Here is a 16,594-nt window from a genome sequence, read left to right as displayed (position 1 = left end):
CGTTTGAATGTGTTGGGATATCGGGAGTTTGAAGCATTTAAACACTTAAATTTAATTTTTTCCTTTTCTTAACATTCTGATTAAAAATCTTGCAGGATGAGTAGCATGTAAAAAATCTTTTTCTATTTTTGGCTCATCAAAGATTAATGCGCTAAGTATTCTAGCTCCAATAATAGCACTAGCAAAAGCCCTAGATCCATGAGCAATAGAAAAATATAAAGGAATAAAATCATTTGGCGCTACTTGACTTTTATTTTTATGCCATAAAAGTGCCTTATAACTTTGCATATAAAAATTTTCATCATAGGCTTGACCTATTATGGCAAATCTATCACTAGAATATGATCTAAATCCTACTTTACCACCCATAATTTCTAAATTTTCACCTTGTAAAAATTCTTTTATATTTTCAATATTTTGCAAATCATCATTTTTCAAAAGCGTTGTATCTTGATTAAGTCTATCATAACTTGCACCAATAAGCTGTAAATTTAATTCTTCATTGATAGGACAAATATAGCCTTTTGAAGATAAAGCATGAGAATTTTTTAAAAATGGTTTTAAATGAGTGCATTGTCCTCTAACACTGCTTAATTTCATATGTTTATACTCTAAAAAATTCTTAACATCAGCACCTTGAGCATAAATTAACACATCATAATCTTTTAATGTTTTTTGATTGCTAAATTGCAAAGAAAACTTTTCATTTTCATAAGAATAATCTTTAAATTCATGCTCAAAAAATACTCTAGCCTTGCTTTTTTGCAAAAGTGTTTTCACAAGCTCTTGGGGCTTTATACATGTTCCATCTTTTAAAAAAGCTTGATTGTTAATAATTTCAAATAAAACATTATCTTTTTGACTATCAAAACGCTCTTGCATAAGTTCATTGTGAGCAAATTCATAAACCCCTTGAGAAATTAAATCTAAAATTTGCCTATAAAATCTACTAGCCTCTAAAAAAGCATATTGTGAAAACTCACCCAACAAAACATCAGGTTTTAAAATCAAAGAGCTTAAAATTCCATTGATATTTCCAGAAGCACCTTTTCCTAATGAATTTTCTTTTTCAAAAACATCTACTTGAACATTTCTTAAAGAAAGCTCATAAGCTATACTAGCTCCGGCTATACCTGCTCCGATGATGGCTATTTTTTGTATCTCTTTTTTTAAACTTGGAGTGTTAAAATAAGCAAATTTATCTTCAAACTCAAGGCCATTAAAAATAGCCTGTATCATTTCCCTTTTTCTAAAACCTTTGATTTTTTGTACTTGAAAATTATTATTAATTAAAGCTTTTTTTAAAATGCTTGCAGAGGAAAAGGTCAAAATCTTGGCATTTATTTTTGAATTTTTAGCAACTTTGTTTATAATATCCTCATTAAACATCTCTTGATTTTTAGCAGGAGCAAAACCATCTAAATACCAAACATCAGCTTTAAAGTCTAAATTTTGCAACTTTTCTTTAGCATCGCCAAATACCAAATCTAAAAAACAATCTTGAAAATAAAATCTATAAACTCCATCTTTACATGGAGGATAAAATTTTAAAAACTGCTCTAAAAGCTCTTTAAATTCCCCATAAAAACCAAGATTTTTATAAATTTCTCTTAATGTTTCTTTTTCTATATAAAAATTTTCAAAACTAAGATAAAATAGTCTTTGATTTTCTTTTTTTTCTTTTATAAAACGCTTTAAAGTGAGGAAAAAATTTAAACCTATACCAAAACCAAGCTCTGCAATGATAGTTTGTTTTGTTTGAAATTCAAAAGCATTAGTGTAGATAAATTCACTCTCGCTTAAACCATCACTAGAATTAAAATAATAATCATCAAAATCTAAAGAAAAAGGCGCATTGTTTTTAATGATAATATTTGCTTTTTTCATTGATTTTTATAAAAATAACTCTCAATGCCATTAGCAATACCAATAGCTAATAATTCTTGAAAATTTTTATTTGTTAATCTATTTCTTTCACTAGGATGACTAATATAACCTGTCTCAATCAATATAGCAGGCATTTGCGCACCCACTAAAACCCAAAACGGAGCTTCTCTAACTCCACCATCCACAACTTTATATTTTTTTCTTACATTACTTAAAATCTTTTTTTGAACATCAATAGCTAATTTATTTGAAGCAACGATTTTTTCACGGTTTAAAAAATTTAAAAAGGTTTGTTTTGAAAAGAAATTCATCTCTTCAAAATCGGATTGATTTTCCAACTCAGCAGCTTTTTTACTTCTTTCGCTTCTTGCAGGCGATAAAAAGAAGGTTTCAATACCTTGTAAAGTTTTAGCTCTTTGTTTATTTGGAGCTGCATTTGCATGGATAGAAATAAATAAATCCGCCATTTTTTCATTAGCCATAGAGGTTCTATCTCTTAAGTTTATAAATTTATCTGTACTTCTAGTATAATAAATTCTATATCCGCGTTTTTTAAGCTCATTACCAAGTTTTAAAGCCACGCTTAAAACTACATCTTTTTCTCTAACACCCTTATCACCCAAAGTACCTGGATCTTTACCTCCATGACCTGGGTCAATTACTATGATTTTACCTGATTTTTTAATGGTAGCTTTTGCCGTTTTTAAAGTAGTTTTTGCCGGTGCTTTCTTAATCTTTTTTTCAAAGCCTATAAATAATTCCTCATCGTCTAAATCAAGATTAGTTTTAAAATCACTAGTAGAATTTAAAACAACTCTTACTGTAGTTTTATTAAACTGCACTATTGTGATGGATTGATTTTTATTGATATTGATTTTTTTTCTATCGCCTTCTAAAATAGCTTCAAAGCTTACAATAGAACGATATGTTTTACCATCTTTAAAAGAATTGATTTTAATATCTTCAATATCAATATCATTGTTTAATTTTAAATTAACACCATTTTTATCTTTACTTGATTTTAAAATATATAAAGGCTCATTTTTAACAACTTCTTTTTTTACTCCTGTTTTTTTAGCTTCTTCTTGTTTTTTAACTATAGGTTTGGGTTCTTCTTTTTTTTCTACTTTTTCAAGCCCCATAAAAAGACTTTGGTCTTTAAGCTCTATTTTGATCTTTAATTCTTTTTTTGAGCTTAAGACCAAACGCATACTTGTTGGGTTAAATTGCGATACGATAATATCAAAATCTTTAAATTCAAATTTTCTCTTAGGCCCTTTTAAAATCCCATCAAAATCTGCAACATAACGAAAATTTTTATCACCTTTGAGAGTAAAGTTTTTAATGTCTTTTTGGCTGATTTTTTCACTTAAATCAAGTAAGATGCCAGTGTCTAATTTTTTAACATCAAGCACAAAAAGCTCTTTTTGCACCGGAGTTTTTTTATCTTCTTTTTTATCTTCTTTTTTATCTTCTTTTTTATCTTCTTTTTTATCTTCTTTTTTATCTTCTTTTTTATCTTCTTTTTTATCTTCTTTTTTATCTTCTTTTTTATCTTCTTTTTTATTAATAGGTGATGTGGTATTAGTTTCAATTTTTGTTTGTTCTTTTTTTATTTTTTGATCTTGTATAACTTTTAAAGCATTTTTTAAACGCGAAATTTCTTCTTCACTTACTCCGCTTTCTTTAAGCTCTTGCACATAAGCTTTATCATCAAAGCCTAAAGAATTTGAACTTATGATTAATCTTTTTAAAATCTCATTTTTTTCTTCATTATTATCATTAATCACACTTTGTATATACAAAGATTTTAATTGCTGGTGTAATTGTAGTTTTTCTTCTGAATTAGAAGTTAAAAAATTTTGATCAAATTTCTTAACTTCTGCATTAGCAAAAACACTAAAACAAAATAATAAAAAAATAAAAAATATTCTAAGCATCTTCGCCATTAACTAATTTTTTCATTAGCTCTTCTACACTAATAAGCTTATCTAGTCTATATCCATTAGCCCCTGTAAAAAATAAGCCTGTTTCTTTTTTACCGCTCCAAGCATCATATAATCTATCTGCTATACAATAACCCACCTTAGTAGCTTCCTTGCCTCTACCGCATGGTGCAACACAATTGCTCACACAAGAAATTTTTGGCCCCATTCTTTTATCTACTAAATTTAAAAGATTAGTTCTTACCCCTCTTGCAGGATAGCCAACTGGAGATTTTAAAAGCTCAATATCTTCTTTTTTACAATCTAGCAATACTTGCTTAAAATCATCACTAGCATCGCATTCAAAAGTTCCTATAAAACGAGTTCCCATTTGAACGCCACTTGCCCCTAAAGACATCATCTTTTCTATATCTTGCTTATCCCAAATTCCACCTGCAGCGATTAATGGTATATCTCCCCAGTTTTTAATTTCTTGCGCAACTTGTGGTACTACATTTTCTAACTGATATTCATCCATTAAACATTGCTCATAAGTAAAACCCTGATGTCCTCCACTTTTTGGTCCTTCAACTATGACTGCATCAGGCAAGCGATTGTATCTGCTTTGCCATCTTTTACAGATAATTTTCAAAGCTTTAGCTGATGATACAATAGGTACCAAAGCAACATCAGGATAATCTTGTGTAAATTCAGGCAAATTTGTAGGAAGCCCTGCTCCTGAAACTATCACATTAAAACCAACTTCACAAGCATTACGAGCAATTTGCGCATAATTATTACTTGCATATAAAATATTACAGCCCAAAGGTGCATCTTTGCAAACCTTTCTAGCATTATCTATCAAAGCTTTTAAGCCTGCTTTTGAGTAAAAATTATCACTACCATAAGGCTTTGCATTGAACTCTTTATCTATATGTGTTCTATTTTCATAATATCCAGTTCCTACTGAAGAAATAATTCCTAATCCACCATTTAAAGAAACTGCAGAAGCAAGTTTGTCCCAACTTATACCAAGTCCCATGCCACCTTGAAAAATAGGATATTTTATCTCATGCTTTCCAATTTTTAAAGCTTTAAAACTCATCATATTACCTTTAATTTTGCAAATTTTCTTTTTCCAACTTGTAAAATATATTCACCGCTTTCTAGTTGGAATTGTTCATCTTGAACCTTTTCTCCATTAACACTTACTGCATTTGAATTAATCAATCTTCTAGCAGCTGAAGTAGAACTTTCCATTTTACACTCTACTATAGCTTTTGCAAGCCAAATACTACCTTCTAAAGTAAAGCTTGACATATCACTAGGAAGCTCTTTTGCGCTATGAACTTTGTCAAATTCTTCCTTAGCTTTTAGCGCACATTCGCTTGAGTGAAAACGCGCAGTAATTTCTAAAGCTAAATTTTCTTTAGCTTTTTTAGGATGCAATGAGCCATTTTTAATATCATCTTTTATTTGTGAAATTTCATTTAAGCTTTTTTCACTTAAAAGCTCATAATATCTAAACATCAATTCATCACTAATACTCAAAACTTTAGCATACATATCTTTGGCATTTTCAGTTACACCAATATAATTTCCCAAACTTTTACTCATTTTATTTACACCATCAAGGCCTTCAAGCAATGGCATCATCATCACCGCTTGTTCTTTTTGGCAATTATATACTCTTTGAAGCTGTCTACCCATTAAAAGATTAAATTTTTGATCCGTACCGCCCATTTCTATATCACTTTTTAATGCAACACTGTCATAACCTTGCAAAAGCGGATATAAAAACTCACAAATTGATATAGGGCTTTGTTCTTTGAAACGCTTAGTAAAATCATCTCTCTCAAGCATTCTAGCAACACTAAAAGTCGAAGTAAGCTCTACTATACCAGCAGCACCAAGCTCATTTAGCCATTTAGAATTAAAATGAATTTGAGTTTTACTTGGATCTAAAATCTTAAAAACTTGTTCTTCATAAGTTTTAGCATTTTTAAGTACTTCTTCTTTGTCAAGTTTTTTTCTTGTAGCACTTTTTCCTGTTGGATCTCCAATTTGAGCAGTAAAATCACCTATTAAAAACTGCACTATAGCCCCATGCTTTTGAAGCAAAGCCATTTTGCTCAAAACCACAGTATGACCCAAATGCAAATCAGCAGCCGTAGGATCAAAACCAGCCTTTACAAAAAAATTTTCACCTTTTTCATAGTAATTTTTTACTAAAGAAACTAATCTTTCTTCATCAATAATTTCTGCTATTCCTCGTTTAATTTCTTTAATAATTTCATTAATATCCATAAAAAACCTTTTTTAGTGATTATTATATGCATCATTTAAAGATGTAAAATCTAAAATTTTATATCTAGATTTCAATCTTTCTTTTGCATTCTCAAGATCTATATTATTAGGTAACTCAACTTGTACTTCAAAATAATTTGCAACGACTGGCTCTGAATCAGCTGAGTTAATACTTAAAACATTAATCTGCATTTTAGCTAAAGTAGTTAGAAAATCTGCTAAAGAACCTTTTTTATTTTCTATAGAAACGATGATTTTGTAACTTTTTATCGAACTATCACTCCAAAAAACAAAAACCATTTCTTTATTATCTTCTATCATTTTCATTGCTTGTTCACAAAGCTTATGGTGTATTGTTGCTCCAGTTGAATGTCTAAAAGCAATAATTTCATCTCCTCTTTTAGGCCTACAACAATAATCAAAATTAATCGTGGTTATTTTATAATTAGAACCAATCACTATGCTTTCAAATTTTTGCTCATTTTGTTCAAATTTAGCTGCTTGATTTTGCCCCATATATTTTCTTAGAGCAATAATTACATCTTTAAAATAATTAAAATCCAAAGCAATTTGTCTTAGCTTTTTATTAAAATTTTCTTTTTCAAGCCATTCTTCTATAAGTTTAGAATCTTTATTAAAAACAGTAGATAAAAGATTAACAGCAATTTTGTTATTTAATTCTTTTTTCTTTTGCTTGCAAAAATCTCTTATACTAGCTCTAGCCTTTCCTGTTTTAACGCTATCTATCCATGAACATCTAAAAAATTCTTCTTCGGAAGTTTCAATGCTAACTATATCTCCATTTTTAAGCACGGTTAAAAGTGGTACTCTCATGCGGTTAACAAACGCAGTTTTTGCATGAAGTCCTACTTTGGTGTGAACTTCATAAGCAAAGTCCAAAGCCGTAGCCCCGCGCGGCAAGGTAAAAATTTCACCCTTTGGAGAATATACTGCTATATCTTCTATATATAAACTATCTTTTGCATATTCATAAAGTTCGATAGCATCACAATCTTGCACAGCATTGCCATCTTCTTTACCATGCATAGAAATATCTGCAAGCCAATCTAAATTTGGTGTTGTTATATTTCCTTCTTTATATTTCCAATGCGCTGCTACACCAAATTCAGCAGTCTTATGCATATCAAAGGTGCGAATTTGAGCTTCTATGATATTTTTTGCATCAAAAAGCGTTGTATGTAAGGTTTGATAACCATTTTGTTTTGGCAAAGCTATATAATCTTTAAATCTTGAAATTAAAGGATTAAAATGTGTATGTAAAATTCCTAAAGCCAAATAACAATCATAAACTTTTTCAACCAAAATTCTTACACCCAAAAGGTCTAAAACTTCATCAAGTCCTACACCTTTTCTTTGCATTTTTAAATAAATAGAATAATTATGTTTAATTCTTTTGTGTATAACAAAACTACCTTGTCTAAACCCATTTTCCAAAAATAACATTTCTATTTTTGAGATAAATTCATTAAATCCAAGTTGAATTTGTTGATCTTTTGCATTTATATAATTATCAATTTGTGCATATTCATCAGGCAATAAAAACTTAAAACTTAAATCCTCAAGCAAATTTTTTATACTTGAAATTCCAAGTCTATGAGCTATAGGCGCATATACCACCAAGGTTTCTTCGCTGATTCTTTTTTGTTTATCTTCTCTTAAAAAATTTAAAGTAAGCATATTGTGCAATCTATCACAAAGCTTTATTACAAGCACGCTCACATCTTCAACACCAGCTAAAAGCATATTTCTAAAAGTCAAAGCAGATTTTGCAAGTTTTTCATTAGAATTAGAGCGTGTAAGATGATCTTCTCTAATACTGACTATTTTGGTTAAGCCTTGAACCAATTTGGTGACTTCTTCGCCAAAATTTAAACTCAATTCTTCTTCATTGCAATTTGTATCTTCTAACACATCATGCAATAATGCAGCGATAATCATAGACTGCACTGGACTTAAAAATGCCACAAAAGAAGCCACTAATATAGGGTGAACTGCATATGGTTCTCCGCTTTTTCTAAATTGTCCTTCGTGTTTTTGGATACAAAAATCTACTGCTTTTTCTAAAACAGCAGATTGTGGGAAGACCATAAAAAGGATTTCTTTTGCTCTTTGTAAATCCTTACAATTTTTAACATCATCAACAAGTTTATCTAACAATAACTCATCATTTACTAGCTTCAATAAATCCCTCTAAAACGATTTTATCTTCTGCTATTTCATGTAAAGCAATGTCGGTATATTTGTATTTATTCTTATCTAAATTTACTAAAGGTTCTGCACCATTTGCAAGCTCTTCAGCTCTTTTAGCCACTACAAGAGCTAGTTTATATCTATCATCTTTTAGTTTTTTTAATGCTTTTGCAGCTATTTGTTCTACTCTCATTTTTATCCTTAATCTTGATTTTTAACAATAGAGCATAAACTCATATCGCCTTGGATGATTTTTAATAAATTTCCTTCTTTAAACATATTACACACCACAATAGGTAAAGCATTATCTTTAGCTAAGGCTATTGCAGTATCATCCATAACTTTAATATTATCATGCAAAGCTCTTTCATAACTTAGCTCATTAAGCATAATTGCATCATCATATTTTTTAGGATCTTTATCATAAATTCCATCTACCTTAGTTGCTTTAATGATCATATCTGCTTGAATTTCTACCGCTCTTAAAGTCGCAGCAGTATCTGTAGTAAAATAAGGATTACCCGTACCACAAGCAAAAATAACTATACGTCCTTTTTCTAAGTGTCTATGTGCTCTTCTCATGATATAAGTTTCACAGAATGCTTCCATTTGAATAGCGCTTTGAACCCTTACATCAAGTCCAGCGCTTTCTAATGCTTCTTGCATAGCTATAGAATTAATCACAGTAGCAAGCATACCCATATGATCACCACTTGTTCTTTTTATAAGTCCATCTCTTGCAGCAGATACCCCTCTAATGATATTTCCACCGCCTATTACTATACCTACTTCAACATTTTCATTAATCAAGCTTTTTATTTCAGAAGCTATGTATTTTAAAATAGAATTTTCTATACCAAACCCATTTTCTCCAGCCAAAGCTTCTCCAGAAAATTTAACCAATACTCTTTTTCTTTTATTGTTCATTAAATTTCTCCTTTGATTTGAAACTATATCAAAATTCGCATTAAAAAAAACTAATTTATTTAATCATCTCTAAAGGATTGATATGAAAATTCTTTTGCGTTACTTCAAAAGTTAAATCACTTTCAACCCTACCTATAATATAACCTTTTTTGATATTTCTACCCACTTTAACACCAGGTGCAATTTTATCTAAATGCGCATAAATAGTATGTATACCATCTTTATTTTCAACAATCACAACTTGTTTTAAAGTTGGAGTTGCTTTTGCAAAAACTACTTTACCATCTAAGACATTTCTTACTGCAGCATTAGCACTGTCACTTTTTAAAACCACATTTTCATTATAAATTTTAATATTATAAATAGGATCAACATAATTTCCAAATTTTTGCTTTACCGTGTAAGATTCTAAAGGAGCGATTGTCTTAGGACCGCTATAGCGCTTAACACTGCTGGTTTGATAACTTGAGCCTACTTGTTTAACATTTGAGCTTGATTTTTTGTCTTCTTTTTTTTGTGCTAATTTTTCTTCTTCTTTTTCTTTAATAATTTTTAATTTATTAAGTGTTTTTCTCAATTCTTGTTGTTGGGCTTGTAAATTAGAAAGTTTTCTAGTATAAATTTCTTTATCTGTTTTTTGCTTAGCTATTTCTTGTTCTTGCTTTTTTCTAAGATTTTTAAGCTCATCGATTTGATCTTTATAGGCTTTTAAATTATTATTAATTGTAGTAATTTGAGTTTGCTTTTCTTCTATTTTTTTACTTATATTTTCATAATCTTTTGAAATTTGATAAAATTCTTCTTTGAAAATTTTATCCAAAACCCCAACTAATTCTAAAGCTATGATACTATCTTCACTTTCAATATAATTTTTAGGAATTGCCAAATCATAAGCAAAATCTTTAGCAATTAAATCAATAATCTTCCCTTCTATTTTGTTTTTATTTTGCAAAAGATCTTTATTTTGCGCATTGAGTTGCTCTAGCGCTTTTATTTGAGTTTTTACTGAACTTTCAAGTTTAGAAGTTTTTGAAGTTAAAGTGCTAATTTCTGAAGCAATTTTTTTTAGATTTTTTTCATTATCTAAAATTTCACTAGCTAAATCCTCTAACTTTTTAGAAAGTTGCTTTACTATGCGCTCATTTTCTTTAATATCTTTTTGTTTTTGTGCAATTTCATTTGCAAATAAAACAGAAAAAGAAAACAAAAAAAGCAAAAAGCATTTTTTCATTTTCTAACCTTAAACATTACAAAATTCACACAAGCAAAACAAACACAAAGCATTGCTAAAAAAATCAAAAACAAATGTGTGAAAATACTTATTTTAGGTAAGCTAATGTCCACACTTTGTAAGGCTAGTTTAATGGATTCAAGATCATAAACTTGGGTAAAAAATAATACAAGCAATAAAAATGCTATAAAACAATCAATAAAAACAATCTTATAAAGCATAAAAGATCTAAACCAAAACGGTGCTCCAAGTAAACACATGATTTCTACTCTTTGAGTATGCTCAAAAAGCCAAATTTTCATTTGCTTAAGCAATAATACAAAGCTAAGCAATATTATAATAAACAAGAAAAACCATAATAAAAATTTCACTAAAACCAAAAGTTTGTAAATTTTTGTATGCGTTTTAGCAAAAGTCTCCACTCTAGTAATATTAGGATTTTTTAAAAGCTTATCTTTTAAAGTATTTAGCTCATCTTCTGATAAAAGTTTATTGAGTTTTAAAGTATAAAATTTTGGCAATGTAGCCTTTAAAACTTCTATATTTTTAGCTGATATATCATTTTTAAGTCTATCTATCATTTCATTTGGATTTAAAATTTCTAAAGACTGAAAATGATTTACTTGATCCTCTATGCTTTTTTTATCCAAATGAGTTTTACCTACTAAAATAATATTATAGTCTTTATTTAAAAGTTTTTCATAATGCTCTATAGTTTTGTTTGTAATGATTAAAAACTCAAAAGCAAACATCATTACCATTAAAGCAAATATCAAAGAAAGATGATTTTTAAAAGATTTCATTCATTCTCCCATTTTCTATATTAAAACGACGATAATCAAGTCTTAAATTAGTAGGAATTCTATGCGTAACAACAACTACACAAGTTCCAAGTATTTCTCTAGCTGATTTTAATAAAGTCCATATAATATCTGAAGAATACTCATCTAAGTTTCCCGTTGGCTCATCACATAAGAGTAATTTTGGATTATGCGCCAAAGCTCTTGCCATAGCCACACGTTGCTGCTCTCCACCTGAAAGCTGAGCTGGCTTTTTATCAGCTTTGAAAGTTAAATTTACATGCTTTAAAAGCTTTGCAGCTTGTTCTTTACATACATTTTTACTATAACCTTTAATCATCAAAGGTAGCATTACATTTTTTTCTACGCTAAATTCTTGAACTAAACGATAATCTTGAAAAATAATTCCTATTTTTTGCCTAAGCTGCAAAAGCTCAGCGTTAGAAATATCTACTAAATCATTATTACAAACCTTTAAGCTTCCACTTATTGGTTCTAAATCTCCATAGAAAGATTTTAACAAAGTTGATTTTCCACTACCACTTTTTCCTGTAATAAAAACAAAATCATTATCTTTTAGCGAAAAACTAGCATTTTCTATAACAAGTTCATCATAACCAAGGCAAAGCTTTTTAGCTTCTATCATCACTGCTTTTTCCTCATTTATTTTATAAATTATTATTTGATATAAGAATACAATATTTCTCTTAATTTTTCTATAGCTTTTAAATTTTCTTTAGTTTTAAAGGGTTGCTCAAAGATAAATTCTATTTTTTGTGTGTTTAAAGCTATATAAACATGTTCAGGCTTGTAAAAAGCGCCAAAAGCTATTTTGATGATAAGCTCATCATCTTTAATGTACATTTTTTCAAAATGCAAGAAAAAATCCTCACCTTTGAAAACTTCATTTTTAAAATTCTTTTTTATACAAGCTAATTCTTCTGCGTTTAATCTTAAATCTTCAATGGCAAATTTTTGATCCTTGCTTAAACTTTCACTCTTGCTAAAACCACTAATGATTAAATCATATATATCTTTATTTTGTCTTTTCCAACGATCTTCATATTTGCTTGAAATTTCTAAATTTTCATTTTTTTTGATTAAAGCTTTTAAATGTGAAAAAGTTAAAAAAGTTTCCAAAGTAAAATCAAAATATAAAAAGCTATCTGTTCTAAGTTCAAATTGCCCATTTTCTTTTAAAACTCTAGCGCATTCATTTGCAAAATTTAACCCCACTACCCTACGATGAGGCTTTTTATCCCAAGGGACAGGAAAATGCAAAAAGATTTTATCTACTAGATTAGATTCAAGTACGCTTAATAATAATCTTGCATCAGTTTCTATTAATAAAACATTATTTAAGTTTTCGCTTAAGGCAAGTTTAGCTACTTGCTCTAACGCAGGCGTGTAAATTTCTATACCTATAATCAAAACATCAGGATTTAATCTTGCTTGATAAAGCAAATGCCTACCACTTCCAAAACCTATTTCAATAAAAATTTGCTTTTTGTTTTTTATTTGCTCTAACAACTCTTTTAAATCATTAGCAATTAAAGGTGTTTTTTGGATTAACCTTGTATGTTTTAACGCCACAGCTTCACAAACTACATCTTGAGTGAAATTTTCCCTAAACACAAGTAAGGCTTTTTGCAAGTACCCAATTTGCGAAGGCTTAGTATGTTTTTCACCTTTAATAAGCCATTCTTGTTTTTTTTCATCTTTTTTAATCTGCAAAAAAAAGTTTTCTTGCTTTATGCGCGTAAAAAGTAAGTCTACATTTTCACCTTTAGCAAGCCATAAAAATTCAACCCCATCTTTTTTAAAAGGAAGTTGAATTTCTTTTAAAATTTTACACTTAAAATTTGGCATTATTTCACCGCTGTAAATTTATCAGAAGCTTTTGATTCTATACCATTTGCATCAATAGCTATAACTTCATAACTATACACTTTTCCAGGAACAGCTGTGATATCTTTTAATTGTTTAGATTTAATCTCTTTAAACACAGCATTACTTCCACCGCCACTTCTTTTAACTATATACTCTTTGGCTCTATCATCATTATCAACCCATTCAACTCTAATACCATCATCTTCAACAGCACACAAAACAATACTTGGTGCTAATGGCGCCCCTAAGGTAATACCTTCTACAGGCTCACTTGCTATAGGACTTTCCAAGCCATCTTTATCCACCATACTAACTTTATAATATCTTTTTTCAGCCACACCTTTAACAACATCTTCATAAGTATTTTCAGAAGTTTTAGCTACCACACTAAAAGGTAAAAAGGTAGTTGAACTAGAATAAATTTTATAATAAGCAAAATCAGCATAATCAATTTTATCCCAAGTTAAAATGATTTTTCTTGGCGCGTCTTTACTTGCTTGTAAATTACTTACCATAGGAGGAAGTGCTTTGGTGGTTGATTCTACTATTTTACTTGGAGTACTTTTAATACCATCATAAGTTAAAGCTATGATTCTATATTGAAAACTCTCATCAGGCTTTAGTGAATCATCTATATATTCAGCACTTAAGCGATTTTTAACCCTAGTTAATTCTTTAAATTTCATATCTTTCATATTTGCACGCTCAATGATGTATGAATTTACTCTTACATCAGGGTGTGGTCTCCAAACTATTTTTACACGATTTGGCAAACCCACAATAGCTTGCACAAAAGGCACTGGATCAATCACTCTATTGGTAAAAGCTTCTATGCTTACACCATCTTGAGAAACTTGCCCAAGCTCATTAAAAGTTTTCATAGAATAATAATATCTTGTATTTGGCTCTAAATTTGTATCAGTATAATGAGTTTGAAATTTATTTTTAATTTTTGCTATAAGCTCCATAGGTGCACCAGCTGCATTTGCTCTATAAATGTAATAGCCTGCTATATTTTGATCATACAAAGGTTCCCATTCAAAAGCTATACTTGTAATATCACTTATACTTTTAATATTTGAAATTTTTGGTAAAGTATCGTTTACTTGAGCAATTTGAGGCGAACTCATAGTTGTACTACAAGCACTAAAAGCCAAAGCAGAACTTAAGATAATCCAGTGAAGTTTTTTCATCTATCTCTCCTTGTGTAAAATTTTCTTTTAAAATTTGATAAAAATCATCAAACATAGGAGCTTTTATAAACATTAACTCTTTAGTCCTAGGATGAATAAAATAAATCAAATACGCATGAAGCATTACTCTATTATACTTTATTTTTCCTTTATATCCGTATAATTCATCTCCTAAAATATAGCGATTAAAATCTGCCAAATGCACCCTGATTTGATGGGTTCTTCCTGTATATAATTTAGCAGCTATTAAAGAGCAGTTTTTAGCACTTAATAAATTTATAAAATCTGTTTTTGCATTTTTTGCTAAATAATTTTTAGTATTTGTAGTAATTTTTTTAAGCCTATTATTAGGACAACGCATAATGGCTTTTTCATTACTCATTTTATCATTTTTCAAAGGCAAGTCACTCAAAGCAAGATAAAATCTTCCCATACTTTTATCTAAAAGCTGATTTGCTAAAAATTGATGTGCTTGATTGTTTTTAGCTATGATGATAGCTCCGCTTGTGCCTTTATCAAGTCTATGCACAAGCCCTGCTCTATGCTCTCCATTTAAATTTGATAAAGCATAGCCCTTATGTAAAAGCCAATCCACCAAAGTCGCTTCTTTAACACTACTTGCACCATGTACGACAACATTAGGAGCTTTGTTTAAAACTAAAACATCATCATCTTCATATAAAATTTCTATATCAAACTCAGGCGTGTAGCTTTCTTTAGCTTCTTTTACTAAAGGTAAAAAAATACTTATTTCATCTTTTTGTTTTATTTTTTTAGAACTTTTATTTTCTAATTTTTCATTAATATATATGCAGTTTTCTTTGATTAGTTTAGCAACTTGCGAACGACTTTGTTTAAGTATATCTGATAAAAAAATATCCAATCTTTCTTCACAAAGTGATGAAATTTTTAGCATATTATATTTCCTTGTGATAAAATTTGCAATTTTAGCATATAATTACACAATATTTTGTAAAAAAAGGTTAGCTTTGATAAAACTTGATAGAAGAATTCTAACGCATTTTGATTTTGTTCAACCTCTTTTAGTGTTGCCTATCATAGCTATATCTTTTCTTTTAATTTATGAAGCAAATACACGCTTAGCCGAAAAACAATTTATCTATACTTTAGTAGGTTTTGCAGGATTTGCATTTTTTTTCTTTTTACCTTTAAGAAGATTAATGTGGCTTATACCTGTGTTATATTGGATTAATATAGCTTTACTTTTGAGTGTGGATATTTTTGGTGTTGAAAAACTTGGAGCTAGAAGATGGCTTGAGATACCTTTTACGCATTTTACCATACAACCTTCTGAAATTTTTAAGCCTTCTTTTATTTTAATGTTAGCTTATTTGATTTATCAAAACCCACCACCGCATAATGGCTATGGTTTAAAACAATTTTTAAAGCTAAGTTTTTATATTTTACTCCCATTTTTACTTATAGCAGGAGAACCTGATTTAGGAACAGCTTTAGTGCTTTTAATAGTGGGCTTTGGAACACTTTTTATCATAGGAGTAAATTATAAAATTTGGCTTAGTATTTTTTTAGCTATAGCTATAGCTTCGCCTATTATTTATAGTGATTTTTTAAAACCTTATCAAAAACAAAGAATTCATGATTTCTTAGCTGAAGAGCCAAGTTACCATGTAAAACAATCCATCATTGCAATAGGAAGCGGTGGTTTGAGCGGAAAAAAGGCCGATGAAGCTACACAAACACATTTTAAATTTTTACCTATTTCTACGAGTGATTTTATCTTTGCATATTTGTCTGAAAGATTTGGTTTTATCGGTGCGGTTGTAATCATACTGCTTTATACCTTACTCATTTTTCATTTATTGAGTTTAAATTATAAGCTCAAAGATGATTATTTTACAAGAGTAGTAACAAATTGCATTGCTTTATTTATTTTCATATATGTAGCAGTAAATATATCGATGACCATAGGTTTTGCTCCTGTTGTTGGTATACCTATGCCATTTTTTAGTCATGGGGGAAGTTCTTTTGCTACCTTTATGATTTTCTTTGGAATTTTACAAAATTTAATAACTTTTAGATATTTAGCAATAGAAAAAGCGGTAAAAATAAAATTCTAAATTTAAATTAAGGAAATAAAGATATAATAACATTTCTATTTTAACTTCTGGCGGATTTATAGCTCAGTTGGTTAGAGCAACCGGCTCATAACCGGTTGGTCGCAGGTTCGAGTCCTGCTAAATC

At 29.3% G+C, this 16,594-nt stretch carries 14 protein-coding genes; 1 reads left to right on the top strand and 13 read right to left on the bottom strand.

Annotation, left to right across the window (positions count from 1 at the left end):
* Nucleotides 1-51: 51 nt before the first annotated feature.
* From mnmC to L8X24_RS07395, 13 genes are read right to left on the bottom strand one after another with little or no spacing between them, the layout of a single operon-like run.
* Complete coding sequence (gene mnmC, locus L8X24_RS07455) at nt 52-1,887, bottom strand: bifunctional tRNA (5-methylaminomethyl-2-thiouridine)(34)-methyltransferase MnmD/FAD-dependent 5-carboxymethylaminomethyl-2-thiouridine(34) oxidoreductase MnmC (RefSeq protein WP_263664274.1); 1,836 nt, start codon at nt 1,885-1,887, stop codon at nt 52-54.
* Nucleotides 1,884-3,827, bottom strand: coding sequence for an N-acetylmuramoyl-L-alanine amidase (locus L8X24_RS07450; RefSeq protein ID WP_412175333.1), 1,944 nt, complete (start codon nt 3,825-3,827; stop codon nt 1,884-1,886). The genes mnmC and L8X24_RS07450 overlap by 4 nt, the downstream gene beginning before the upstream one ends.
* Complete coding sequence (locus L8X24_RS07445; protein ID WP_039628221.1) at nt 3,820-4,917, bottom strand: nitronate monooxygenase; 1,098 nt, start codon at nt 4,915-4,917, stop codon at nt 3,820-3,822. The genes L8X24_RS07450 and L8X24_RS07445 overlap by 8 nt, the downstream gene beginning before the upstream one ends.
* Nucleotides 4,917-6,119, bottom strand: a complete 1,203-nt coding sequence (gene tyrS, locus L8X24_RS07440) for a tyrosine--tRNA ligase (RefSeq protein ID WP_263664272.1) — start codon at nt 6,117-6,119, stop codon at nt 4,917-4,919. The genes L8X24_RS07445 and tyrS overlap by 1 nt, the downstream gene beginning before the upstream one ends.
* A 12-nt stretch (nt 6,120-6,131) precedes the next feature.
* Nucleotides 6,132-8,321, bottom strand: a complete 2,190-nt coding sequence (locus tag L8X24_RS07435; RefSeq protein ID WP_263664271.1) for a RelA/SpoT family protein — start codon at nt 8,319-8,321, stop codon at nt 6,132-6,134.
* A complete protein-coding gene (locus L8X24_RS07430) occupies nt 8,305-8,523 on the bottom strand; it encodes a DNA-directed RNA polymerase subunit omega (protein WP_039618002.1) in 219 nt (72 codons plus the stop codon). The genes L8X24_RS07435 and L8X24_RS07430 overlap by 17 nt, the downstream gene beginning before the upstream one ends.
* An 8-nt stretch (nt 8,524-8,531) precedes the next feature.
* Entirely contained in the window at nt 8,532-9,257 is a 726-nt protein-coding gene (gene pyrH, locus L8X24_RS07425) for a UMP kinase (protein ID WP_039628219.1), read from the bottom strand.
* A 55-nt stretch (nt 9,258-9,312) separates the two neighbouring features.
* The gene (locus tag L8X24_RS07420; RefSeq protein WP_263664270.1) at nt 9,313-10,488 is read right to left on the bottom strand and encodes a murein hydrolase activator EnvC family protein; all 1,176 of its coding nucleotides are present in this window, start codon (nt 10,486-10,488) and stop codon (nt 9,313-9,315) included.
* Complete coding sequence (locus L8X24_RS07415) at nt 10,485-11,291, bottom strand: ABC transporter permease (protein WP_257397063.1); 807 nt, start codon at nt 11,289-11,291, stop codon at nt 10,485-10,487. Before L8X24_RS07415 ends, L8X24_RS07420 begins: the two co-directional genes overlap by 4 nt.
* Complete coding sequence (locus L8X24_RS07410; protein ID WP_039642523.1) at nt 11,278-11,934, bottom strand: cell division ATP-binding protein FtsE; 657 nt, start codon at nt 11,932-11,934, stop codon at nt 11,278-11,280. The genes L8X24_RS07415 and L8X24_RS07410 overlap by 14 nt, the downstream gene beginning before the upstream one ends.
* A gap of 32 nt (nt 11,935-11,966) precedes the next feature.
* Nucleotides 11,967-13,157 (bottom strand): tRNA (guanosine(46)-N7)-methyltransferase TrmB, encoded by a 1,191-nt coding sequence (gene trmB / locus L8X24_RS07405; RefSeq protein ID WP_263664269.1) that lies wholly within the window; start codon nt 13,155-13,157, stop codon nt 11,967-11,969.
* Nucleotides 13,157-14,371, bottom strand: a complete 1,215-nt coding sequence (locus L8X24_RS07400) for a fibronectin type III domain-containing protein (protein ID WP_214099478.1) — start codon at nt 14,369-14,371, stop codon at nt 13,157-13,159. Before L8X24_RS07400 ends, trmB begins: the two co-directional genes overlap by 1 nt.
* Complete coding sequence (locus L8X24_RS07395; protein WP_263664268.1) at nt 14,325-15,287, bottom strand: RluA family pseudouridine synthase; 963 nt, start codon at nt 15,285-15,287, stop codon at nt 14,325-14,327. Before L8X24_RS07395 ends, L8X24_RS07400 begins: the two co-directional genes overlap by 47 nt.
* Before the next feature lie 73 nt (nt 15,288-15,360).
* On the opposite strand from L8X24_RS07395, the gene L8X24_RS07390 reads away from it, so the two are divergent.
* Nucleotides 15,361-16,470, top strand: coding sequence for an FtsW/RodA/SpoVE family cell cycle protein (locus L8X24_RS07390; protein ID WP_214118031.1), 1,110 nt, complete (start codon nt 15,361-15,363; stop codon nt 16,468-16,470).
* The last annotated feature ends 124 nt before the right edge of the window (nt 16,471-16,594 follow it).

This window comes from Campylobacter sp. CNRCH_2015_0814 (assembly GCF_025772765.1).
GTDB lineage: Bacteria > Campylobacterota > Campylobacteria > Campylobacterales > Campylobacteraceae > Campylobacter_D.
This window is presented reverse-complemented; position numbering and strand designations above follow the sequence as displayed.

Coding starts and splice junctions, on each gene's coding strand:
- L8X24_RS07450 (WP_412175333.1), bottom strand. CDS start 3,827: ATGCTTAGAATATTTTTTATTTTTTTATTATTTTGTTTTAGTGTTTTT.
- L8X24_RS07430 (WP_039618002.1), bottom strand. CDS start 8,523: ATGAGAGTAGAACAAATAGCTGCAAAAGCATTAAAAAAACTAAAAGAT.
- mnmC (WP_263664274.1), bottom strand. CDS start 1,887: ATGAAAAAAGCAAATATTATCATTAAAAACAATGCGCCTTTTTCTTTA.
- L8X24_RS07445 (WP_039628221.1), bottom strand. CDS start 4,917: ATGAGTTTTAAAGCTTTAAAAATTGGAAAGCATGAGATAAAATATCCT.
- L8X24_RS07395 (WP_263664268.1), bottom strand. CDS start 15,287: ATGCTAAAAATTTCATCACTTTGTGAAGAAAGATTGGATATTTTTTTA.
- tyrS (WP_263664272.1), bottom strand. CDS start 6,119: ATGGATATTAATGAAATTATTAAAGAAATTAAACGAGGAATAGCAGAA.
- pyrH (WP_039628219.1), bottom strand. CDS start 9,257: ATGAACAATAAAAGAAAAAGAGTATTGGTTAAATTTTCTGGAGAAGCT.
- L8X24_RS07400 (WP_214099478.1), bottom strand. CDS start 14,371: ATGAAAAAACTTCACTGGATTATCTTAAGTTCTGCTTTGGCTTTTAGT.
- L8X24_RS07410 (WP_039642523.1), bottom strand. CDS start 11,934: ATGATAGAAGCTAAAAAGCTTTGCCTTGGTTATGATGAACTTGTTATA.
- L8X24_RS07415 (WP_257397063.1), bottom strand. CDS start 11,291: ATGAAATCTTTTAAAAATCATCTTTCTTTGATATTTGCTTTAATGGTA.
- trmB (WP_263664269.1), bottom strand. CDS start 13,157: ATGCCAAATTTTAAGTGTAAAATTTTAAAAGAAATTCAACTTCCTTTT.
- L8X24_RS07420 (WP_263664270.1), bottom strand. CDS start 10,488: ATGAAAAAATGCTTTTTGCTTTTTTTGTTTTCTTTTTCTGTTTTATTT.